This window comes from Chlorobiota bacterium (assembly GCA_016700335.1).
Classification (GTDB): Bacteria; Bacteroidota; Ignavibacteria; order OLB7; family OLB7.
In genome coordinates this window covers 2,858,900-2,883,052 of sequence record CP065014.1, presented here as the reverse complement: position 1 = coordinate 2,883,052, position 24,153 = coordinate 2,858,900, and the positions used below count along the sequence as shown (strand labels likewise).

Sequence of the window (24,153 nt, the reverse complement as noted above, 5' to 3'; positions counted from 1 at the left end):
CACAAATAAAAAGACCGACGGTTTCCTACGGTACGGAAAACTGATCGGAGATTGATTAACTTAAATTAAAAAGGTAAAAATCTATGGCAGCAGCAAAAAAAGCAGCACCAGCAAAGAAAGCAGCTCCAGCTAAAAAAGCAGCAGCTCCAGCAAAGAAAGCAGCTCCGGCAAAAAAAGTAGCAGCTCCAGCTAAAAAAGCAGCAGCTCCAGCAAAAAAAGCAGCAGCTCCAGCAAAGAAAGCAGCTCCAGCAAAAAAAGCAGCAGCTCCAGCAAAGAAAGCAGCTCCAGCAAAAAAAGCAGCAGCTCCAGCAAAGAAAGCAGCTCCAGCAAAAAAAGCAGCAGCTCCAGCAAAGAAAGCAGCTCCAGCAAAAAAAGCTGCAGGTAAGAAATAGTATAATTAAAACTTTTTTTTATAAAAGTAAAAATTGCAATTGTGTAGCTATTAAAAACAGTGTATCTTTGTAATTATTAATTTAGTTTTAGTGGGCTGTAAATACAGCCCACTTTTTTTTAAACAAAGTCTTAAAAAATAAATATCTTTTTAAATTAAACTGAAACTAAACCAAAATATAATTGTTGGTATTAATAACTTAGCAAAATCATTATCTTTAATCATTTTTGAAATTAAAATTGAAGAAAGTGGTAATAATAAGATATTAACAATTTTAGTAGATTCCGAAAATGGTATTAGTTTAAATGAAGTTGCAGATTTAAGCAGAAAGATAAATGAATATATCGATAGTGAGGAAACAGGAATTGAAGGTAGTTTTAGATTAGATGTATCTTCACCTGGGGTTGATTTCCCATTGAAATTTGATTGGCAATATGTTAGAAATATTGGTAGATTGTTAATGTTGAGGTATAAAGATGATAATGGAGAAACGAAAAATGAGTTGTTCAGATTATTAGATTTTAAAAATAATAATTTAATACTTGTTAAGCATAATCCTATAGTTAAAGGAAAAGCAAGTACTAAAGTATCTGAAACGATTGTTATCTCAAAAGATAAAATTTTAAAGGCAGTTACGGAAGTAGAATTTTAATTCAAAAATTAATATATTCATAAATATGAATATATTAATTCTGAAAATTGTAATATAAAACCAGATTGTATAATGGCAAAACGTAAATCCGCTGGAATCAACAAAGGGTTGATTATAGAAGCTTTTCAAGAGATGGCTCGACAAAAAAATATCGACAAAGATCTTTTGCAGGGAATCATTGAAGAGACTTTCTCTCAACTTGTTAGAAAAAAATATGGTCCAGAATCTAATTTTGACATAATTGTTAATATGGATAAAGGAGATATTGAAATATATCTAATTCGTGAGGTTGTTGAAAAAGTTGAAGATCCAGGATTACAAATACTATTTACCGAAGCAAACACTAGTAAAGATGTTAGTTATGAACTTGGTGACGAACATTTAACAGAATTAAATTTAGAGAATATTGGTGAAAATTTTGGTAGAAGGATGATTACAACCGCAGCTCAGCTACTTAGCCAACGAGTAAGAGAAGTTGAAAAAGATAATGTGATGGCTGAATACTCAGACAAAATTGGAGAAATTATAGTTGGTGAAGTTTATCAAGTTCGTAGAGATGATGTTTATATAATGCAAGGTAAAATTGAATTAAGAATGCCTAAAAGGGAGCAAATATGGAGGGAAAAATACAAGAAAGGTGAAAACATCAAAGCAGTTTTGAAAGAAGTACGTCCTGGAGAAGGTGGAAATCAACCTGAACTAATAATCTCTAGAAGTGATCCAAAATTTTTACAAAAATTATTAGAAGTTGAAATACCAGAGGTCTATGATGGTATTATAGAGATCAAAGGATTGGCACGTGAAGCTGGAGAAAGAGCAAAAATTGCAGTTGCTTCACATGATGAAAGGGTTGACCCTGTTGGTGCGTGTGTAGGAATGAAAGGTGTAAGAATTCATTCTATAGTTAGGGAACTTTCCAACGAAAATATAGACGTTATTCATTATTCTCCAGATCCAAAAGTATTTATACAAAGGGCATTAGCACCAGCAAAAGTTAAAGAAATTTCGGTTGATGAAGAAACAAGGACCGCAACTGTTTTGGTATCAGATGATCAGGTTTCTCTTGCAATTGGGAAAAGCGGACAAAACATTAGATTGGCTATGAGGCTTACAGGATTCACAATTGATTTGGTAAAAGAAGGGGGAGAAGATATTGAACTTGTTGAATTTAAAGATGAATTGGGCGAAGATTTATATATGGCATTATTGGATTCTGGCATTGAGACAGCTAAAGAATTTTTAAGGGCTTCAGATGAAATACTTTTAAAAATACCTGGAATGGAAATAGATAAAGCAACTGAATTAAGAGAAATTATTATTGCAGAATTCGATGAGGAAGAGTTGAAAGATATATTGAAACCTAAAAGTGAACCAATCCCTACTTCTGAAAGAGAGACATATGAAGATGATAGAAAAGTAAATGAAATTGTAACGCAAGGTCAAGATACAGCAGTAACAAAAGTATACAATAGTATAGTTACAAAAATAGTTTCTGAAAAAGAAGATAATATTGGCAACGAAGCAATAAAAAAAGAAGATTATTTACCAAATGAATTGAATGATAACGTTGGTAACAAATAATAAAGTTATGAAAACACAGATTAATAACAAATATACAATATTAAGCATTATGTAAACTTTTGGGAACATATTGCCTGAATAGAAGTATGGTTGATATTGTTTTAGAAATAAGTTCGATAATTAAAACAACTATAGTCACAGATTTTTTAGAACATGACAGATTCAAATTCAAAAGGCACATCGTATCGGCTATTTAAAGTAGCAGCTGAACTCAACATTGGTAAAGATGCCATTGTTGAATTTTTGCGTACTAAGGGGCATGAAATAGCTGATAAACCTACATCTGCCTTAACCCAAGATATGTATGATGTTGTAATGGGGAAGTTTGAGCGTGAGCACAAACAACTTGAAAAACAACGTAAAAAAGTTGATGCTTACCATGAGAAAAGTGCAAAACTTAAAGAGGAATTAATTGGCAAACCTATAGCTTATAAAATCCCAACTAAGCCAACATTAGAATCACAAACCAAAGAAAATTTAACTGAGGAAATACTTAAGTCAGAAGTTGTTTCACAAAATGAAATAGATAATCAATCTAATGAATCAATTAGTATTCCAGAAATTCATTTAGAACCAACTATTATTATAGAAGATAAAGTAGTTGAAAAACAAATTGTTGATATTTCACCTATTGAGACTAAAAAAGATGACTTAGAATCAAATAATCTAGAAGATAGGTCAAATTTAATAATCACAAAATCTGTAATTGCTGAAGTTGATTCAACAATCGAAAAAGTATCTAAGATTGAAATCTTAGATATATTTGGAAATGAAATTGAGGTCAAACCTAAAGTTCAAATTAAATCAGATAAAAAAGGTTCTAGTTCATCAGTTAAAGAAAAAAAGAAGAAAGAATCAGAAAATATTATTAATGATAAAAATGTAAAAGATACTATTCCTGATCATAAAGAGGAAGTTAAATCTGTATCAAAGATTGTTATAATTCCTGAAATTGAAATTGTAGAGTTAAAGGAGGAAAAAGTATATATTAAGCATGTTGAACCAGAAATAGATGAAATTGTTAAGAAATATGAAATAGACGTAGAATCTGATAGTAAAGATTTAAATAAAATTGAAATTACTCACAAAACTGAAAAATTAGATATTGATGGAGTTAAAAATGATAAAAATTTAAAAAATAAAAAAAGGAAGATAGATAAAACTTCTAATGAAGATAAAACGGATATTATATTTGAAGAATACGAGACAACCGGTGGTCATAAATTAATTGCACCTCCTCCGAAACTTCAAGGTTTAACTGTCCTTGGCAAAATTGAAATTGCTAAAACAGAAGAAGTTAAAGGTGGTCGAGATAAGAAAAAGAGAAAACGTATAAAAGGAGCTAAAGTTGATATTGATAGAGAAGCTAAAAATCAAAATCAAGGTCAAAATCAAGGTCAAAATCAAGGTCAAAATCAAGGTCAATTTCAAAATAGAAAAGATGCTCAAGGTAAGTTTGTTAATAAAACTACAAGCGGTGGTACAACAGGATCAACTATAGGGCAAAGAACAGGATATGTGCCTCAAGGATCACCAAATAGAAATGTTGGTGGATCAAATACTGGATATCAAAATAGAAATACAGGAACGGGTTCAGGTCAACAGACTGCTCGTCAAGGACAAGCAACTGGTGGTGGGCAAGTTAATAGAAATGGTAGACCAGGATTTACACAACCAAACAGAACTTATGGAACTAGTGGAAATGCTGGATTCCAAAACAGAACTACTAACACTGGAACACCTGGTTCTAATTCGGTACGACCTGTATTTAATAATCCAAACAAACCACCACAACAAGGAGGAGGGGCAAACAAATTTGGTAAGGATAATAAAAAACGTAAACGTGGAATACCAGTAAGTCAAGAAGAAGTTCAAAAGGCTATTAGAGAGACGAGGGCTGCCATGGATGATCAAACTGGATCTCAACGCCAAAAACGTAGTCGAATAAAAAGAGATGCTCGTGAAGAGAAAGCAACTAAATCAGCTGAGCATGACGCATTATCAGCAAATATTCTAAAGGTTACTGAATTTGTAACTGTAGCAGAGTTGGCTAGCCTGATGGATGTTCAAGTTGGTCAAGTAATTGGTAAGTGTATTGGTCTTGGCTTGATGGTATCTATCAACCAAAGATTAGATACTGATACAATCCAATTAGTAGCAGATGAATTTGATTATACTGTAGAATTCATAACTGAATACGAAGAAAAGTCACTTGATGACATACCAGATGCAGATGATACTTTAAAACCAAGAGCACCTATTGTAACTATAATGGGTCACGTGGATCATGGAAAAACTTCATTACTTGATTATATTAGGAGTGCAAGTGTTGTAGCAGGAGAGGCTGGGGGAATTACTCAACACATTGGGGCTTATTCAGTTCAAATACCTGATGGACGAAAAATTACTTTTCTGGATACTCCAGGTCACGAAGCGTTTACAGCTATGCGTGCTCGTGGAGCACAAGTTACAGACATTGTAATATTAGTTGTTGCAGCAGATGATGCAGTGATGCCACAAACAGTTGAAGCTATTTCTCATGCCTTGGCTGCAAATGTGCCAATGATAGTAGCTATAAATAAAATAGATAAATCTGATTCAAATCTTGAAAGAATCAAACAGCAACTAGCTGATAGAGGTGTTTTGGTTGAAGAATGGGGTGGCAAATATGGATGTGTGCCTGTATCTGCTAAAAAAGGAACGGGAGTTAATGATTTGCTAGAAAGAATTTTACTTGAAGCTGAACTTTTAGACTTAAAAGCAAATCCAGATAGAGAAGCACGTGGAGTGGTTATTGAAGCTGAATTAGATAAAGGCAAAGGTATCATTGCAAATGTATTAGTTCAAAAAGGTACTTTAAGAGTAGGTGATAATTTTGTTGTTGGTCAGTACGCAGGAAGAATCAGAGCTTTATTAGATGAACGTGGTAAAAGAATTACAGAAGTAAGACCTTCAGAGCCTGCTCAAGTGTTAGGCTTGGATGGTATTCCAGCTGCTGGGGATACACTTGTTGTTCTTGAAAGTGAACAAGAAACAAGAGAAATTGCAAACAAAAGACAACAGTTAAAACGTGAACAAGAATTTAAACAAAGACGTCATATTACTTTAGATCAAATTTCTGCTCAAATAGCAAAAGGTGGTGTTCAAAATCTTAGACTCATTATTAAAGGTGATGTTGACGGTTCTGTTGAAGCAGTGGCTGATTCATTGTTGAAACTATCAAATTCTGAAATTCAAGTAAGTATTGTACTTAAATCGGTAGGTGAAATATCTGAAAGTGATGTACTTTTAGCAGCAGCATCAGATGCCATTATTATTGGTTTTCATGTTAGACCTAACTTAAAAGCTCGCAAATTAGCTGAACATGAAGGTGTAGATATTAGAATTTATCAAATTATTTATGAGGCTGTAAGTGAGGTTAAAACAGCCCTTGAGGGGATGCTTAAACCCGTTGAAAAAGAAGAAATCACTTCAACAGTTGAGATTCGAGATATTTTCAAAATATCTAAAATCGGTACTATTGCTGGTTGTTATGTTACTGATGGAAAAATTATAAGAAATGATAAAGTTAGAATTTTAAGAGATGGATTTGAAATATTTAATGGTAGCATTGATTCTCTAAAACGTCACAAGGATGATGTTAAAGAAGTTGATTCTGGCTTTGAATGCGGAATTTCATTCCAAGGATTTAATGATCTTAAGCAAGGTGATATTTGTGAATCATATAAAATAGTTGAAGTTAAACGTAAATTAGAATCGGCAATAATTGATTAAAGTAATTTAAGTGTTTGATATTGAAATTTTATTCAATATATTTTAAGTTAAGTTGAAGTTTTAAATCTTTAGTTTTTTAATATTAATAATTTTATTTTTATTTAAATTGTCAGTTAGAACAGAAAAAGTTGGGTCAGTAATTAAAGAAGCAATTGCTGAACAGTTCCAAAAATTTAAGCCAGATTTTGTAGATGGCATGCTATCTGTTGTAGATGTAAAAGTTAGCCCAGATGTATCAATTGCTAAAGTTTATGTTAGTTTGTTTAGAACTATAACTGATCCAGTTCTGATTGTTAAGAAGTTAAATGCTAGATCTTTCGAATATAGAAAAAGGCTTGGTCCAATGGTTACTTTAAAAATATTGCCAGAACTAAGATTTTTTTTAGATCATACCGTTGGAGCTTTAGAACATATCGATGAGGTTTTAAAGGAACTTAAAGAGACAAACAAATTCTAAAAAAAAAAATTTAATAAATTTTTAATAATTATTAAATTTACAAGCTTCAGGTTAAATCGGTAACTCGATTAACCTGATTTTTTGTTTATTAATTCTAAATTTCACTTACCAATAATTCTTATAGTGATTACTCAGAAAAAAATAGTTAATGATAATACGATTTACAATAGTGGAGAGTTAATTCTTCCAAAAATTTATTCAAAAGATAATATCAAATCATTAATTGTAGATAAATTATCATTAACAGAAGGGATAATTATTTTTGATAAAGGTCTAGAGTGGACTTCTTTTGATGTTGTTGCTAAAGTAAGAAACCTATTAAGAATTAAAAAAGTTGGTCATACTGGTACACTAGACCCACTTGCAACAGGATTGTTATTAATCTGCTTAGGCAAAGCTACAAAAATTGCAGATAGATTACAATCTGAAATCAAGGAATATATTGGAGTTATAACTATTGGTGCATCGAGTAAAACAGATGATGCTGAAATCGAGCCAACAGAATTTTTTTCAACAGAAGATATTACAAATTTAGTAATTGAAAATGTTGCATTTGATTTTATTGGACAAACACAACAAATACCTCCAATTTACTCAGCTAGAAAAATCAATGGAAGAAAAATGTATGAGCTTGCAAGAGAAGGAGAGCAATTTATACCTGAATCAAAGCAAATAGAAATTACTGAATTTGAAGTTACAAGTATCACGCGAAAACTGAAAGTTTTCGGTGTTGAATTGGAGAAGTCAATTATAGAAGTTGAATTTAGAATTGTTTGCAATAAAGGTACTTATATTAGATCTATAGCAAGAGATTTTGGTATGAAATGTAATAGCGGAGGATATTTAACTAAACTTCGAAGAACTAAATCTGGAAATTTTGATGTTAAAAACGGAATTACAATTGATGATTTAATTTCAATAAATAACATTGAAAAGGAAAAATTAATTTAATTAAAGTGATTTAAATTTTACATAAATCACAAGTCAATATAATTTAATTTTTTAAATAAATCCAAATAACCATCAGCACTTTTACTTAAAGATAAATTATTAATAGAGTGCTTAAATGCTGATTCAGACATACTTTTTCGTAAACTTAGGTTATCTGCAAGTGTTGCGATTGATAATGAAAATTGGTTAATATTTTCTGGTGGTATTTCAAATCCTGAAACCCCATCTAAGACTACATCGCAGGTTCCTCCTGCATAAGTTGAGGCTATTGTAGGCAAAGCTGCACATGCATATTCTACTAAAACTAAGCCAAATCTTTCTTCTTTATTAGATGTAAAAACAGCAGCATCAGATATTGAAAGGTAATATGGAATTTCATTTTTTTGTTTATAACCATGAAAAAAAACTGAATCACTTAAATTACAATCTCTAGATAAAGATTTCAAATAAATTTCTTCTGGACCACTTCCTACAATATGTAATGCAATATCATGTCTATTGAGTTTAGCAATTGCTTGAATTGTGTAATGAATTTGTTTTAGTTTAATTAATTCACCTATAAAAAGAATATGCAACTTAAAACTCTCTCCATCTTTATTTTTAAAACTACTTTTATTACCAACCAATGTACCTGAATTCTTAAGTTTTAAAACCTCATCTCTAAAGAAATTAGTATCAACAGTATTAATTGCAATAGATATCAATTTAGATTTAACACCATTAGAAAGTAAATAGTCTTTAGTCCTAGTTCCATAAGCAATAAATCCATTTGAAAGTTTAAAAAAGAATTTTCTAAAAACAAATGAAAGAAATTTCTTGGGTTGATTCACAATAGAAAGAGCATTTTTAGTTGCTCCAGTATATAAAAAACAAGGTATTTTTTTTAACTTTGAATAGACTAGAATTCTTAAAGCTAGTAAATCCATAGCCCAAGCTAAAGTTATGTAATCTGGATTTAATTTTTTAATATTGTTTACAACATCTTTATAAGTTAAAGGTTTTCCAAATGTTGAATTCAAACAATCTAAATTATTAAAATCTTCTTCATTAAATTCCCAAATTCTTTTTCTACCTCTTCCACTTACAAATAATATGCTAAAATGAATTCTAACTTTTAGAAACTTGTTTGAAAACTCTTTGTATTGAGGAAGTCTATAAGGTGTTGGTTGATTTGTTATATGTAATAGCTTTTTCATTTTACGATTGAATGATTTATTTTAAATTAAATTTTACAATGAAAAGAATTTAAAAATTAAAATTTAAATTGATTTATTTTATATAAAATTTAGAATATCAGATAAATTATCGACAACAAAATCTGGGTTTTCATCTTTTAATTCATTTAATGATCCGTACCCATAAGTTACAGCACATGAACTAACCCCAACATTTTTAGCTCCAATAATATCATGTTTTCTATCTCCGATCATTAAACATTTCTGAATTTCTAATTTGTGAATATTGGTTGTAAATTTAATCAAATCCGATTTATTGGTCATTGAATTATCTAAATTACTACCAATAATATCTTTAAAGAATTGAACTAAATTAAAATGGTTAATAATTTTATCAGCAAAAAATTTTGGTTTAGAAGTAACAACAAAAAGTTTCTTATTCAAGTTTTTTAAATCATTTAGAGTTTTAAATACTCCAGGATACAATTTGTTCTCAAACAAACCAAACTCTGAAAAATATTCTCTATAAAAAGAAACAGATTCATTTGCATCATACTCTGAAAGATTATACCTTTCCATAAAAGTATTTTTAAGTGGATGACCTATATAAGATTCTAAGGTTTCAGTATCTAAATCTTGAATACACATTTTTTTTAATGCATAAATATATGAATTCAGGATTCCAATTTTGGAGTCAGTTAAGGTTCCATCTAAGTCAAAGAGGAAGTAGTCAATAGTGTTCAAATAAATTGATACAAATATTTTATAGTATTAAAGAATCAAATTTACGAAATTTAGGTATAAATTGATAAGTTGTTTTGAATAAAATATGGTAAAAAAAGTTATACATTGAATATTATAATGTTAAGATGAAATTCATTTTTCAACAATAAATAAAAAAAAAACCTTTCAGTACACTTGGTTTAATTATTTTTGCAAATCTTGACTCAATCTAAGGTTAAGAGCATTTAAATGAATATTAAGTATTATGTAAAACAGTTAGTAAATAATTGTTATTCTAATATCATTTAGAATAGTTTTAAATTATTGAAAGTTCTATTAGTTATTGTCCAGTAAATTATATTAATCAAATCATAAAATTTTCAAAGTAAGGTGAGTTCATCTACAAGAAATCGTCTCATATTTGTGGGACTTGTATTGCTTGGGTCTTTATATTCTTTATGGCCCACATACAAATATTACCAAATGGAGAAAGAACGCCCAATTGTTAAAAATAGCAAGGACAGTGTTTTAAGAGCAAAATGGGATTCGCTTAATGGCGAAAGTTTCCGTAATGTACAAGAAAAAAGAATAAAGCTAGGACTTGATCTGAGAGGTGGTATGTATATCACAATGGAGGTTGATGCAGTGGCACTTCTTCAGGAAAGTGCAATGCGAGATGCAATTGATGCTACATTTGAAGAAGTAATAACAAAAACTCGCGAGGAAGCTAAGAATTCAGACGAGCCAGTTATAGATATATTCAAAAAGCATTTTAACGAAATTGCAAAGCCAAAAGGCAAAACATTAGCATCATACTATGACTTCGGTAACTTAGGTAGTGCGGATAATAATGATGACGGCATTTATAGTAAACTTACAAAAAATATTGAAGATGCTGTTGATCAAGCCTTAGAGGTTGTACGACAGAGAATTGATAAATATGGAGTAGCAGAACCTACAATTCAAAAGCAAGGAACAAGAAGAATAATTCTTGAACTTCCAGGAGTAAGTGATGAAAAAGAGATTCGTTCACTTATTTCAACAACAGCTAGATTAGAATTCAAACTAGTTAAAAATGACAAAGAAACTGCTTTAGCATTTAAGAAAATTGATGATTTATTAGCAGGAAAAAATATCTCAACAGCAGATACAACTTTAAAGGATTCTAACAAATTAAAAGTTGATACCACTAAAAAGGATATTAATAAAAAGGATACACTTAAGAAAGAAACAATTAAGAAGGACTCTTTGAAAAAAGATACTAATAAAATTGCAAAAAAAGATTCAACAAAAAAAGATTCAACAAAGAAAGATAGTACTAAAAAGGATACGACTAAAGCAGACACTGCTTATGATCCAAGTAATCCATATAAAAATCTTCCAAAAGATAAACAGGCTGCAGCTTATCAGAAAGATCATCCATTTACAACTTTATTTTTGAGTAGAGTCTCTACAACTGAAGAAGGTTCGCCTCAAGATATGTCTTTTATTGGCAATGAGTTCCCTAAGGGAGAATATTTCTTTAGTGTACCAAAATCTAAAATTCAAACAGTTAAGAATATTTTAGCACGTAATGATGTAAAAGGATTAATCCCAGAAGGTATAATTTTTGCATTTAGTGATAAAGCAGAATATCCTGATGAAAAAAATCCTGATGGAGGTTTGTATGGTATGTATGCAATTAATAAAGACCCTGAGTTAACAGGTGAAGTTATAACTGATGCTTCTCCTTCATTTGATCAGAATGGAAGACCAGTTGTAACAATGCAAATGGACGCTGATGGTGCTGAACAATGGGGTACAATCACAGGAAAGAATATTAAGAAAAGAATTGCAGTAGTATTGGATTCAGCAGTTTATTCTGCACCGACTGTACAAAATAAGATAACTGGTGGAAATTCTCAAATATCAGGTTCTAAAGATACAAAGGAAGCTCAATTACTTTCAACAGTTTTAAAAGCTGGAGCATTAAAAGCACCTGTTTCAATTATTGAAGAAAGAGTTGTTGGAGCATCTTTAGGAGATGATTCTATTAGCCAAGGTATAAATTCTACATTATTAGCAGCACTTTTAGTTATTGTATTTATGTTAATGTATTATGTTACTGGAGGTGTAATTGCTGATATTGGTGTTATATTGAACTTGATTATAACTATTGCTGCTTTAGCTTCAATGGGGCTTACTTTATCCCTTCCAGGTATTGCAGGGTTAGTGCTTACAATTGGAATGGCTGTAGATGCAAACATTCTGATATATGAGAGGATAAGAGAAGAATTGGCATTAGCTAAACCATTGAAAACTGCAGTTAATTTAGGATTTGATAGAGCTTTTACTGCAATTATTGATACTCATTTAACTACAATTGGTACTGGTGTAATTCTTTATCTATTTGGATCAGGACCAATAAAAGGTTTTGCAGTTACATTAGTAATAGGTTTGCTTGCAACTTTATTAACAGCTGTATTTGCAACTAGAGCTATATTTAGTTTATTGCTTGAAAGAGGTACAACTGATATTAATCTAGGTCAACCTAAAAACTCATAACAGATAATTATTAATAACTAACATTTAGTCATGCAATTTTTTAAGAAAACAAATATAGATTTTATTGGCAAAAGAAAAATATTCTATGCCGTTTCAATTATCATTACTGTGGTGGGTTTGATAGTAGCTTTTGCTAGAGGTGTCGAATACGGAATTGATTTTGAAGGTGGTGCTGAAATAGCTTACAAGTTTAGCGCTAAAACTGAAGCAAAGCAAATTCGTGATGCAATAGACGCTGGTGGATTTAAAGGAGCAGAAGTTAAATCATTTGGAGAAAACCAATATCTTATTAGAGTAAAGGGTTCCGAAATCAAATCAGGTGGTGAAAAACCTTCATTGACATTATTGACTTTGCTTGAAAAAGCAATGCCAGGTAATAAAGCAACATTATTAAAAAGTGATACGATTGGTCCTAAAATTGGAGGTGAACTTAGGCTTGAAGCACTAAAAGCAGTTCTTGTATCAATACTTTTTATCATGCTATACATTTGGTTCAGATTCGAATTTTTATTCGGAGTTGGGGCTATTGTTGCTTTAGCTCATGATGTGCTTGTTGCGTTTGCTTTTGCAGTAATTTGTAATGGTTTATTTGGTTTGAATTTGGAAATGAATCAAGGTATGTTAGCTGCTTTCCTAACTGTAGTTGGTTTTTCAGTAAATGATACTGTGATTATTTTTGATAGAATTCGAGAGACTAAAGATCATCACAAAGGTGAAAACCTAATCCAAACAATGAACAGAGCAATAAATGAAACCTTACCAAGAACAATTAATACATCTTTAACAGTTGCATTAGTACTTGTAATTCTACTTTTCTTTTCTGGAGAAGTGCTTCAAGGGTTTGCATTTACTATGCTTATTGGAATTATTACTGGTACATATTCATCAGTTTACATTGCCTCCGCTTTAGTTATTACAATATTAATCAAACAAGGAAAATTAAATGATCCTGATGCAATTATAAAAGGAAAATCACCATCATTAGTTAACGTTAAGTAATTTAAAGTAATATATATTCATTTATAGAATCGAAGACTTAACTAACATTAGTCTTCGATTTTTTTTATCAAATTGTTTTAATTGATAGATTAAATATCATTTTAATCTATTTGTTTTTAAAAATAGAATACATTAACTGAAATTGTTCAATAACAAAAAAAAGTCTCATTAAAAATTAAAATGAGACTTCCTATTAATAAAATTATTAAGAAAGATTACCAACCAAATCCAATATCAAATCGTAAAGCTGGGCTTGAACCTTGGAAAGAAGAATAAAAAGAATTTACATCATTATCATTAGATGACAGCATGTAATAATCCATTCCAATTCCTAATCCCATAGCAAACTGTTCACCTGGAAACCATTGCCAACCTAACAATGCACCAATAGATGTAGCACTTGTTGTAAAACTGTTTTGCTTTGATGACAAAGAATTATATGATACATTAGGAGCTAGGTAAACGCCACTTAATGCTTTACCTAAAGGATGTAACCTTAACTCTGCGTTTATTCCAAAACCACCTACATCCTTTAGTGTAGGAATCTGAAAACCAGCACCAACTACAATAGTGTTATTTAGTTTCCTATAATAAGTTGCATTATAAAATAGAAAAAATTTCAAAGGATTTATACTAATCAAATTATTCCTAGGGGTGATATCTTCGGAAGAAGTTACAGATGTTGATTTAACAACCGATGATGAGCCATCAGGATTTAAAACAGTTTTAGACTCTTCTGTTTTAGTTTGAGAAAATAATTTGTTTGATACTAAAAAGCAAATTATAAAAATAGATAGATAACTTGAAATTTTCATTTTAAAAGTATTTGTAATGTTAATAAATTTTTTTGCACAATAAATTTAAGGATTAATATTAACACATCAAGACAAAATATAATGTAATTATAAACCAAAAAAAATCGAAGTATTGCTAAAACCAATTAAATGCAATACTTCGATTTATGTGTGGGACTTTCTTTTGCTTTTCAAAATCAATCCATTTTTTTCCCCTTAATTTTTCTCTCTTTAATTCTCTCTCTTTTCTTTTAGTTGAAATGAAGATCATTATTAAATCATTTTCACTACATTTTATATAAAGCAAACATCGTGCCAAAATAAAATCTTAATTTCTTGTAAAATTTTAGTTATAAATTACTTGAGTGTGATTATTTTTCACATTGTGTGTTTAAATTTCACTTTTCACTTTAAATAAAAAATAGTTCAATTCCTATAATAGGAATTGAACTATTTAAAATAGATTCAGAAGTTGTAAGTAATTTCAAAAGTTAAACTTTTTTACTCCAGTCAGACCATCCACCTTTATAAACCATAACTTTTTTGTATCCTTTTTCTTTAACTTCTTTTGCAACTTGTGTTGAAAGTGGACATTTAGGTCCTCCACAATAAAAAATTATTGTTTGGTTTTTGTTTGAAGGCAGTTTATCAACTCCATAATTTAAAGCTCCATTTATATGTCCATCTTTAAATTGTACATTAGTACGAGCATCAAAAACAATAGCTTTCCCACTTTGAATTAATTTTGTAAGTTCAACTTTGGATAATGTTTTAATATCTTTACATTCTTTGTCTTTATCACAACAAGCCTTGGTTTTTGCACAACAAGACTTACCATTACCCATTTTATCGCATTGAGCACTTAAAGAATTTGTTGAAAAGACGGTTACTCCTAAAACTGCAATAATTGAAATTAAGATTTTTTTCATTTTTAATTTATTTTTTTAATATGTGAAATGTTATTTGTTAACTGACATTAAAGTTAGAAAATTATAAACCCAAATAATTTTGATAAACTATAATTCAATAGATGTATGCAATGCAATTTCTTCTAAAATAGAAGTTACTCTTAAACATTCAGTAACTTCACCTTGAAAAACGCAAGCCAACCCCCTAGTATCAATTTCTAGAGCGAATTTCTCAGCTTGATTATGATTACAACTAACGGCTTTAAGTAACTGTGAAATAACTTCATCAAAAGTATGGATTTCATCATTATATACAATTACCTTTGCTGGAACACCAACCTCGGTAAGTTCTGCAATCATTACATCTAATTCTGGTGATTCATCAATAGAATTAGATGTAAAATTATTAACTTTAGTCTCACCTAAAAACATTTTACCAATCTTTTTAATAAAAAATTTGATAGGATTCATTTTATATTATTGAATTATTTTCTAAATTATAAATTGTTAGATATATTCCAACTTGACAATCTAAACGAATTACTTAATACACTATTGTTTGAAGAATTTATAAATAGCACCTGCGTAGTCATCGCTTACATAAAATGCATCACCTTTTAGCGAAAAAGTAACTCCAGTCGGTTTTCCCCAAACAATACCAGTACTATCAACAAAGCCACTTACAAGTTCAGTTTGTTTTGCATTACTACCATCAGGATTGCAATTAACTCTAACAACAGAATATCCTGCTAATGGAGTTCTGTTAGTTGAACCATGAAGTGTCATTAAGAAACTATTTTTCCATTCTTCACCTAAAGCATTCCCTTTATAAAAACATAAATCAGTTGTAAATGTTAAACCCTGAAATTGTAATAAAGGAGCGGTTGTTTTCTTAGGTAAAATAGACTTTTCATAACTTGGATCTCTGTAATTATCAGAATAAAGAAATGGCCACCCGTAATGTTTACCAACTGTTAACACATTAAGTTCTTCAGTTGGCAAATCTGCAGAAATATTTTCAGCTCCTTGATCAATTCCCCACAATTGCCCAGTACTTGGGTTAACATCAAGTGCTGAAGTATTTCTAAGTCCTCTAACTGCAACATCATATGCACCACCTTGTTCGCTTAGTCGAATTAAAGTAGCATGCATATTATCATTTTCCAAGTCACTATTAGTGGTAGATCCAATTGCTATATAAAACATTTTATCAGATTCCATCCATTTTACTGGTCGTATATAATGCAATTGACCTTCAGGAATTTTTTTATTTAATATGGTTGATTTTCCTGTAATTGAAGTTGGTGAATCAAAATCCAATCTAAAAAATCTTGTTTCATCTGTATAATAAAGTGAACCCTTATGCAATTCCAATCCGAATGGATTTACAAGTTCTGTTAAAATTGGAGTGACTTCACCATTTGATTTTATTGCAAGGATTCTGCCATCTAAATCACTAACAAACATAGTTCCATCTTCTCTAATTACCATTTTTTGAGGACGTCCTAAATCTCGTGCAAATATAGATGCAGTAAAACCTTTTGGTACTTGCAAGGTATGATTCATAGAAAATGGAGATTTAGCACCTTTAATTTCTGGAAAGTTGACTGTAACTAGATTAGATACTTCAACAGGTACTATATTAATTTTACCATTTTTTGAATCCTCTGGATTCTGAACAAATGTTCTAACTTTACCATTCTGAATTGTATCTCGAATTATAGCTTGGTTAGTTTTACCATTATAGATATGAACTGCTCCGCATCCATAAAAAAAGAACATAAGAATTAATAGAATTTGCAAAGAAAGTAATGGTTTGTTATTCATAGTTTTAAAATTGAATAAAAGAAATGTCTCTAATAATGATAAAATCATTTTGCTATTATCTTTTTTAAAATAGGTTGCAAAAATATTTTACAAAAATAATAAAAATAAACTTAGATATTATAGATTTTAAGAATATACAAACTTCTATAATAAAAAATTTATGTTACTGAATGTTTTTATTACAGAAATAGATAGACTAATTGTATATTTGGATAAAAGATACATTAACAATTAATATAATTTTATAACAATTTTCACTTGTAATAATTATCTATGGCAGAATTAAAAACAAAGGTAACAAATGTAAAGGTAGATGATTTCATAGATTCAATTGACAATTTAACATTGAGAATGGATTGCAAATTATTATTGAAAATGATGAAAAATGTTACTAAATCTGAACCTAAAATGTGGGGTGAAAGCATAATAGGATTTGGTGATTATCAATATGAATACTCAACTGGAAGAAAGGGTGATTGGTTCTTGATGGGATTTTCTCCAAGAAAAACAAATATATCTATTTACATTATGGGTAGAGGCAAAATTCCTGATGAACAATTCCATAATTTAGGAAAAATTAAAATGGGCAAAGGTTGTTTGTATATAAAAAAAATGGAAGATATTAACCAAAAACTTTTAAATGATATTTTAGTTTTGTCTCAAATAGAAATGAAACAATTAATTAATAATAAATGAAATTTGTTGCTATTGAAACTACTGGAAATGATTGTTCTGTTGCTTTATTTTCAGATTCAAATTTGGTAGAAATTTTTGAAACTTCAATACCAAAACAACACGATCAATTATTAGCACAAATGGTTTCTGATCTTTTAAAAAATAATTCTTTAATGCCCCAAGAAATAGATGTTTGTGTAGTTTCAAAAGGACCTGGTTCTTATACAGGAATTAGAATAGGTTTAAGTTTTGCTATTGGGTTTTCGTTAGGTGCAAACGTAGCAATTGTTACTATTCCAACTCTAGATGTAATTGGCTTTAAAGGATATACTTTAAAAAAAAATCAACCAGATATAAATGAAATTGTTGCAATAATTGATGCTGGTAAATTTGGTTTTTATCAAGCATCTTATTCATGTAAGCCATATTTTAAGCGTATTACAGATTATTCAATATTAAGCAACATAGATTTATTGAAACTGTTAAATGACAAAACTAAATTTCCGATTGCAACTCTAGATATTCCTATTTTTGAAATCGATAATTATGAATCCCCGTTTAAATTATCTTTAACTGCAATAGAATTGGGAAAATATTATTGGTTATCAAAAGATACACTTCCATTAACTCCCATAGAAGAAATAGAGCCTTTATATATTGGTTCTTTTGGCAAATAATTATCATTTAACAATTTAAATAATCTGTTAATTGATTAAAATTTGAACTTAAATTTATTCTTTTTTTGTCTAGTTTATAATTAAAAAATATGTCAATAAAATTCCTAAAACTATTTACATTTATATTTATCATTTCTAACTTGATTGTTTTTGCTCAACCAATAACAATTGATTCAACATTTGGCAATAAAGGAATTGTATTAACATCAACAGGAAACGGGAACGATGTTGCTAATTCAGTAGCATTTCAAAATGATGGTAAAATTATAGTAGCTGGAAATAACAATAATGATATTGTATTAGTAAGATATAATATTGATGGAAAAATTGACAATACTTTTGGGAACAACGGAATTGAAGTTACGAATTTAGGGGGCTCAACAGATATTGGAGCTAGCCTAGTAATCCTTCCTGACAATAAAATTATTGTTGGAGGTTATAGTGGAAATTATCCAAAATATTATTTTGCTTTAGCTAGATTTAACCCCTATGGAAAACTTGATTCATCATTTGGAGAAAATGGTAAAACCATAACAAGTATTGGTACAATTTCAGATGCAGGAAGATCTATTGCATTACAATCTGATGGGAAAATTATTGTAGCTGGTTATTCAAATAGTAGTTCAAATTCTATTTTCGCTTTGATAAGATACAATGATGATGGGAGTTTAGATTCAAGTTTTGATTCAGACGGAAAAGTAACTACTACAATAGGGATTGCAAATAGTATTATACGTACAATAGCAATTCAAAGTGATGAAAAAATAATTGTTTCAGGTTATAGCTACTCAAAATCTAGTTTTGATTATGAAGTTGTTGTTGCTCGATATAATAAAAACGGAAGTTTAGATAATTCATTCGGAAACGGAGGAATTATCACTACTGATAATTTAAATGGTAACGATTATGGTGAATCTATATTAATTCAAAAAGATAAAAAAATTTTAGTTGCTGGGTATAGTTTTACAGGGTTTGTTTCATTAATAAGGTATAATCCTAATGGAAGCATTGATAATACATTTAGTAATAATGGTAAGTTTAGTTTTCAGTTTGGTGCTATTTATCAAAATGATTTTTCTTCAATATTACAGGATGATGGTAAAATAATTGTTTGTGGTTTTAGTAATAGAAACAATACAAATTCAAGTTTTTCTATGATTAGAATTAACACTCTTGGATTAATTGATAATTCATTTGGAATAGATGGAATTGTAGTTACAAAAATTGGAATTGGCAATGATGTAGCAACTTCTGTTATATTACAAAAGGATGGTAAAATTGTTTTAGCTGGTAAAAGTTTTAATGGCAAAGATTATGATATTGCATTAGTAAGGTATAATAATACTATGGTTTCAACTGATTTTAATGAAAAATCATCAATCTCTAAATTATTACATATAACAATTCGAGATAGAGTATTGGATGTAATTTGTAATAATAATTCAATTGTAACTTTACAAATTATTGATTTGTTAGGAAATGTTTTTTTTGATCAAAAATTTAATAAAAATATAATAGTATCAAATTTAAAAAAGGGATTCTTTTTCTTAAAAATATCGGTTGGAATAAATTGTTATTTTGAAAAAATTCTTATTTAATAAACTGACTCAACCAAAAAAAAGTTTAGAGTTTAGTTAATTAATCATGATATAAATTTACAATACAAATTAAACCTGAATTGGATTTACAATAATAGGAGTTTCCAATAATAGTACTTCCAAAATTTTTCTGTTTTGATTATTATTTTTGAATCATGAATACAGTTTGGTATGATGTTACTGATGCCTTAGTGAGATCTTTAGCCATTATATATGTATACAACAACCTTTAATAAGCCCAATGTATCCTTGTCAAGTTTCCTGGTTCTACATTGTTGTAGCCTAATTGTTTCTCCCAGTAAAGAAGTTGTCCATGCTCTTTTTCTTCTCCAGTATATTTTCCCCAAATTTCTACTTTAGTTTATTGATTTTTAATCAACTACTCAATGATCTTGTGTTTCTTTACTTCATTAAAATGCTTACTTGTCTTTTTAATTTAAACCTAATTATTAGACAAGACAGGGGACTTTAAATCAAGAAAATTAATTTTGACGACCGATCCACATTTCAGCTAAAGCACAAATAAGTGCTAATGAAATCATGTATCTCCAAAGTTCTAATCCTATTCTAGATTCTTTGATTTCTGGAACTGGATTCTTGGAATTATCTGTTAAAAATTTGATGTTTTGTTTATTTACAAATTTAGATTCAAGGTAAAAATTTAGAGAATCAGTAGTTAATTTTTCAAATTTACTTTCATCATTGTTTGGATTAACAGCAAAAGATGAAACAATAGTATCGTTTAATAATACTTTATAAACACCTACTTCTTTGGTTTCATCAAATGCAACAAAACTTCCGGATGGGTACTTACTAATAGGTAAAATATCTTCTTTTGAATCTGGATTTACAATTTTCACTTTATCATAAAGAGAATATTTTTTAGGTAATGGAATTGTAACACTTTGATTTGTGTTAACCATAATGCAGTTTTCTTTAATAGATGCTGAGTATAGTATTGATCTAATCACAATTGGTACAAATATCTCATTTGAAGCAAAATTGCTCCAAGCGTTATCAGGTGGGTTTGCAACATATATTATTTTTCCACCATTCCCTAAGTAGGTTTCACTTAAAAATGACCCACCACTAATTAGTTTAATAATTTGATCACCAGAAAAAGAAGGAAGTGTCTTTTCAAATGTTGGCGATTTTAATATATTGTTAGAAGTTATCTCATCAAATACACCATTAAATATTGGATGAGTTTTTTGGATATAACCAAATTTAATTTTAACTTGTGATGCATTTTGAGATTTAAGTTGTAATCCTAGAGTGGATAATAATTGAATGGTTTTTTCACAATTTTCACCTCCATAAATAACAACTCCCCCTCCAGATTCTACGAAATTTTTAATCCTTAAAATATCTGTTGAATTTAAAAGTATGTCTGCAAGTACAATACATTTAAACTCTTTCAAATCTAAACTTAATAAAGAATTTTCATTAAAGAAAACTGGGGTTATTCTATTTAAATCTAAGTTGAGAACTAATTTCAAAAATTTCAATTTTTCAATTGAACCAATTATAGCTGTATTAATTTTGTCAGGGACATTGATTGTAAAAAATCTTTCATTATCAGGTATAAATAAATCTGGTCCAATTTCAATGGATCCATTTAAAAAACCTTTTGTTTTAGGTACTCCAGATAAGGTAACATTTGTTGTAGTATAAGGATTTACATCAATTTTTACTTTAGCTACTTTGTCATTAAAAATGTTCATTGAAACTGGTAAATCTTTAATCGTATTAGCACCATAATTATGAACCCATGCCTTAACATCAATTGGTTTGTTTGGTTCAAAAATTGAAGTTATAATCTTTATAGAATCAATTCCTATATTTTCAATATATAAGTTATTATTTGAGTTTATGGGAAAAACAAAAAGACGTTCATTTTTATTGAATAATTTTAAAGAATCAATTTGAGAGGAAAGATTAACTTTTTGTAAATCGCTAATCAAATAAATTTCCTTATTCAAATTTGAAGAGTTTAGTAAAATTGAGCTAGCAACTTTTAAACAATTATCAAAATTCGCTTTTGAGTATGAAATGCTAATTGAATTTATTTTATTCCTTAAGATTTCACTATTAGTAGAAAAGTTTGAAATGTAATCAGAATTTAAATCACACATTGGTATAATTGAAACTTCATCTTGGCTTTCAATTGAGTTAACAATATCTAAAGCGATTGTTTTTGCTCTATTCATTCTTTCACCAAAATCATCATTAATAATCATCGAACCAGAGTTATCTATTAATAATACAATACTAGTTTTGGAATGAGCTCCTGGAAATGAAAATGAAAATGAAGTTTGTAAGGCTGGTCTGGCGAAAGCTAAAACTGAAAATACAATTAATCCAATTCTTAGTAAAAGCAAAAGTAATCTTTTAAACTTTAGTTTTCGAATGCTGGTTTTTTTTAATTCTTGTAGAAATTTCAGAGAAGAAAAATCAATAACCTTAAGTTTCCTAAGGTTAAAGAAATGTAGTAGCAATGGTATGGTTGCACCTACTAATGAAAAAAGTACAATTGGATTCAAGAAAGTCATACAAACAAGATAACTAAATTATTTTTAAGGTTATATAAATGTTGTTAGTCAAAATATTGTTAACTAAACAACCTTAATTAATTTTGTGAAAATGTATTTTATAAAAAATAAAACTATAAATTTAATTGATAGAAAAGGGATTCTAAAGAAAGATTTTAAAATTGGAATAAAAAATTTGTTATGTTCAATATCCCTTGTTAATAACATAATTTAAAATTTAAAGCATTATAATTTAGGTAAGTAAAGCAAGGATTTCACAAGAAGAATTCAGAGTTATAATAAAATATTATTTTTGCATTATTACAAATTCTGTTCGTCTATTTAATTGTTTCCCATCTTCAGTATCATTAGTTGCTGTTGGCCTATTCGAACCATATCCAATAGTTGTCAACCTATCAGCTTCAATGCCTTTTTTAATCAAAGAGGATCTAACAGATTCAGCACGAGCAATTGATAATAAAATGTTAGAGCCAGGATCACCAGTATTATCAGTATGTCCTTCAATTTTAAGTTTAATTGTAGGTTTGAGTTTGAGCATTTTAGCTAAATTTTCTATATCATTATTAGATGATTGTTGAATTTTATTTGCACCAGAGGGGAAATGAATATCAATAACAAGTTTTCTTCCAACTTCCAACAAAGCAAACTTTTTTATAACAGGTTTTCCTCTTTTACCAACTTTAATCTGTACTTGCATTGAGTCTGGAATAATTTCAGAATTTGTTTTGTATGTAATAGTATATAATGAAGTTAGAGTATTAGCAAATTGCTCAAGAATGTCTGCAAAGGGTCGGTTAATGTCATAGGTTTTTCCTCCAGTCATTTCGGCAATTGTAGTATAACCATAAACAAAAGGAGATACAATTGCAAAAACCCTAATATCATTTTTATCTAATAATGAAGCAATTGAATTAGCAGTATATTGAGTTCTAAAAGCTCCTTTTTCGGTTTCATAAGAATGATATGGAGCATCTGTAATAAGCACAGCACATTTGTTTGCACTTTGCCTTGTATTCATTTTTGTAGTAGTTCTTAAAGCTTCTAATGCATTCTCTTCTTCATCACCTCCACCACTAGCCTCAATTGAATCTACCCAAGATTTAAACAATTCTGTATTATCAGTAAACTCTCTAACGCCAGTTACATTATCATCAAAAATAACTAAACCTAATCTGTAATCAATACCTTTAAGTCTTAGCTCACGAACAAATCTATCAATATTTACTTTGACAGCTTTTATTTTATCTCCCATACTTCCTGTTCTGTCAATAGCAAAAATAAAATCAACAGGTACCCTATTGCTGTTTGTGAGTAAAGAAAATTCAATTGGAATTTGTGGATTTCCATTCTCATTTACTTTTACATCATTAATAGTAACATTGCTAACAAAATTATTTCTCATATCAAGAACATCAAAAACCACGCTAATTTTTGGGTATCTTGAAATATCGATATTTCTAACAATAATATGGAGTGTCGTATCAAGAGTTGAAACTGAAGTGAACTGTGTTGGGTCTTTCTTTTTTTCCTTTTTAATCTTTTGGTTAGATTGTTTTATAATAGTATCATTAACACTATCATTATTTTCAACTTTGGATTGAGCATTTGAGTTACAAGTTGCAACCACCAAAATCAAAAACAAAAGTAAAAAGTTCTTAATTTTTATGTAAATATTATATTGCGGGGGCATTGAAGCTTATTTTGACACTGAATTTTAAGATGGACAAACAACAAAAATATCAATTCTAAATTACAATAAATCTTCAAGTTCATTAACTTAAAAAAAATTAATTAGTTTGATTCAAAAATTAATTAAATATTCCTTTTCTGTTATATAAAATTATTAGATAAATTACATATATAAATTTTTGAATC

19 protein-coding genes are annotated in these 24,153 nt (G+C 29.2%); 11 read left to right on the top strand and 8 right to left on the bottom strand.

The genetic code is table 11. From position 1 onward, the window contains the following. Window positions 1-83: 83 nt before the first annotated feature. The 6 genes from IPP08_11705 (at window position 84) to truB (ending at window position 7,806) form a co-directional block, all read left to right on the top strand. Complete coding sequence (locus tag IPP08_11705) at window positions 84-392, top strand: hypothetical protein (GenBank protein ID QQS66406.1); 309 nt, start codon at window positions 84-86, stop codon at window positions 390-392. 153 nt (window positions 393-545) lie between these two features. Continuing rightward, window positions 546-1,043, top strand: coding sequence for a hypothetical protein (locus tag IPP08_11700; GenBank protein ID QQS67889.1), 498 nt, complete (start codon window positions 546-548; stop codon window positions 1,041-1,043). A gap of 72 nt (window positions 1,044-1,115) precedes the next feature. After that, a complete protein-coding gene (gene nusA / locus IPP08_11695; GenBank protein ID QQS66405.1) occupies window positions 1,116-2,624 on the top strand; it encodes a transcription termination factor NusA in 1,509 nt (502 codons plus the stop codon). 153 nt (window positions 2,625-2,777) lie between these two features. Beyond that, complete coding sequence (gene infB, locus IPP08_11690) at window positions 2,778-6,398, top strand: translation initiation factor IF-2 (protein ID QQS66404.1); 3,621 nt, start codon at window positions 2,778-2,780, stop codon at window positions 6,396-6,398. A gap of 106 nt (window positions 6,399-6,504) precedes the next feature. Then, on the top strand, window positions 6,505-6,855 hold the full coding sequence (gene rbfA / locus IPP08_11685) for a 30S ribosome-binding factor RbfA (GenBank protein QQS66403.1): 351 nt from the start codon (window positions 6,505-6,507) through the stop codon (window positions 6,853-6,855). Window positions 6,856-7,077: 222 nt separating this feature from the next. Next, window positions 7,078-7,806: a tRNA pseudouridine(55) synthase TruB gene (truB, locus tag IPP08_11680; GenBank protein QQS67888.1), complete on the top strand. Its 729-nt coding sequence runs from the start codon at window positions 7,078-7,080 to the stop codon at window positions 7,804-7,806. A 26-nt stretch (window positions 7,807-7,832) separates the two neighbouring features. Here the strand turns inward: truB and IPP08_11675 are convergent, their stop codons facing one another. After that, the gene (locus IPP08_11675; GenBank protein QQS66402.1) at window positions 7,833-9,002 is read right to left on the bottom strand and encodes a glycosyltransferase; all 1,170 of its coding nucleotides are present in this window, start codon (window positions 9,000-9,002) and stop codon (window positions 7,833-7,835) included. A 78-nt stretch (window positions 9,003-9,080) separates the two neighbouring features. Next, on the bottom strand, window positions 9,081-9,731 hold the full coding sequence (locus tag IPP08_11670) for an HAD-IA family hydrolase (protein ID QQS67887.1): 651 nt from the start codon (window positions 9,729-9,731) through the stop codon (window positions 9,081-9,083). A gap of 396 nt (window positions 9,732-10,127) precedes the next feature. On the opposite strand from IPP08_11670, the gene secD reads away from it, so the two are divergent. Both secD and secF read left to right on the top strand, forming a co-directional pair. Further along, entirely contained in the window at window positions 10,128-12,248 is a 2,121-nt protein-coding gene (gene secD / locus IPP08_11665) for a protein translocase subunit SecD (protein ID QQS66401.1), read from the top strand. Between the two features lie 30 nt (window positions 12,249-12,278). Beyond that, a complete protein-coding gene (gene secF, locus IPP08_11660; protein QQS66400.1) occupies window positions 12,279-13,247 on the top strand; it encodes a protein translocase subunit SecF in 969 nt (322 codons plus the stop codon). 215 nt (window positions 13,248-13,462) lie between these two features. Here secF and IPP08_11655 read toward each other — a convergent pair whose 3' ends face one another. The 4 genes from IPP08_11655 to IPP08_11640 all read right to left on the bottom strand — a co-directional run bounded on the left by IPP08_11655 (window position 13,463) and on the right by IPP08_11640 (window position 16,776). After that, complete coding sequence (locus IPP08_11655) at window positions 13,463-14,062, bottom strand: hypothetical protein (protein ID QQS66399.1); 600 nt, start codon at window positions 14,060-14,062, stop codon at window positions 13,463-13,465. 470 nt (window positions 14,063-14,532) lie between these two features. Continuing rightward, complete coding sequence (locus IPP08_11650; protein ID QQS66398.1) at window positions 14,533-14,970, bottom strand: rhodanese-like domain-containing protein; 438 nt, start codon at window positions 14,968-14,970, stop codon at window positions 14,533-14,535. A gap of 87 nt (window positions 14,971-15,057) precedes the next feature. Next, on the bottom strand, window positions 15,058-15,309 hold the full coding sequence (locus IPP08_11645; GenBank protein ID QQS67886.1) for an ATP-dependent Clp protease adaptor ClpS: 252 nt from the start codon (window positions 15,307-15,309) through the stop codon (window positions 15,058-15,060). 192 nt (window positions 15,310-15,501) lie between these two features. Further along, on the bottom strand, window positions 15,502-16,776 hold the full coding sequence (locus IPP08_11640; GenBank protein ID QQS66397.1) for a PQQ-dependent sugar dehydrogenase: 1,275 nt from the start codon (window positions 16,774-16,776) through the stop codon (window positions 15,502-15,504). A 273-nt stretch (window positions 16,777-17,049) separates the two neighbouring features. On the opposite strand from IPP08_11640, the gene IPP08_11635 reads away from it, so the two are divergent. The 3 genes from IPP08_11635 to IPP08_11625 all read left to right on the top strand — a co-directional run bounded on the left by IPP08_11635 (window position 17,050) and on the right by IPP08_11625 (window position 19,726). Beyond that, complete coding sequence (locus IPP08_11635) at window positions 17,050-17,472, top strand: DUF1801 domain-containing protein (protein QQS66396.1); 423 nt, start codon at window positions 17,050-17,052, stop codon at window positions 17,470-17,472. Next, window positions 17,469-18,128 carry a tRNA (adenosine(37)-N6)-threonylcarbamoyltransferase complex dimerization subunit type 1 TsaB gene (gene tsaB / locus IPP08_11630; protein ID QQS66395.1) on the top strand — a complete coding sequence of 220 codons (660 nt, stop codon included), beginning with the start codon at window positions 17,469-17,471 and terminating at the stop codon, window positions 18,126-18,128. The genes IPP08_11635 and tsaB overlap by 4 nt, the downstream gene beginning before the upstream one ends. An 89-nt stretch (window positions 18,129-18,217) precedes the next feature. After that, window positions 18,218-19,726 carry a hypothetical protein gene (locus IPP08_11625; GenBank protein ID QQS66394.1) on the top strand — a complete coding sequence of 503 codons (1,509 nt, stop codon included), beginning with the start codon at window positions 18,218-18,220 and terminating at the stop codon, window positions 19,724-19,726. A gap of 482 nt (window positions 19,727-20,208) precedes the next feature. On the opposite strand, the gene IPP08_11620 is transcribed toward IPP08_11625, so the two are convergent. Further along, complete coding sequence (locus IPP08_11620; GenBank protein QQS66393.1) at window positions 20,209-22,278, bottom strand: BatA and WFA domain-containing protein; 2,070 nt, start codon at window positions 22,276-22,278, stop codon at window positions 20,209-20,211. A gap of 286 nt (window positions 22,279-22,564) precedes the next feature. Further along, on the bottom strand, window positions 22,565-23,908 hold the full coding sequence (locus IPP08_11615) for an OmpA family protein (GenBank protein ID QQS66392.1): 1,344 nt from the start codon (window positions 23,906-23,908) through the stop codon (window positions 22,565-22,567). Window positions 23,909-24,153: the final 245 nt, after the last annotated feature.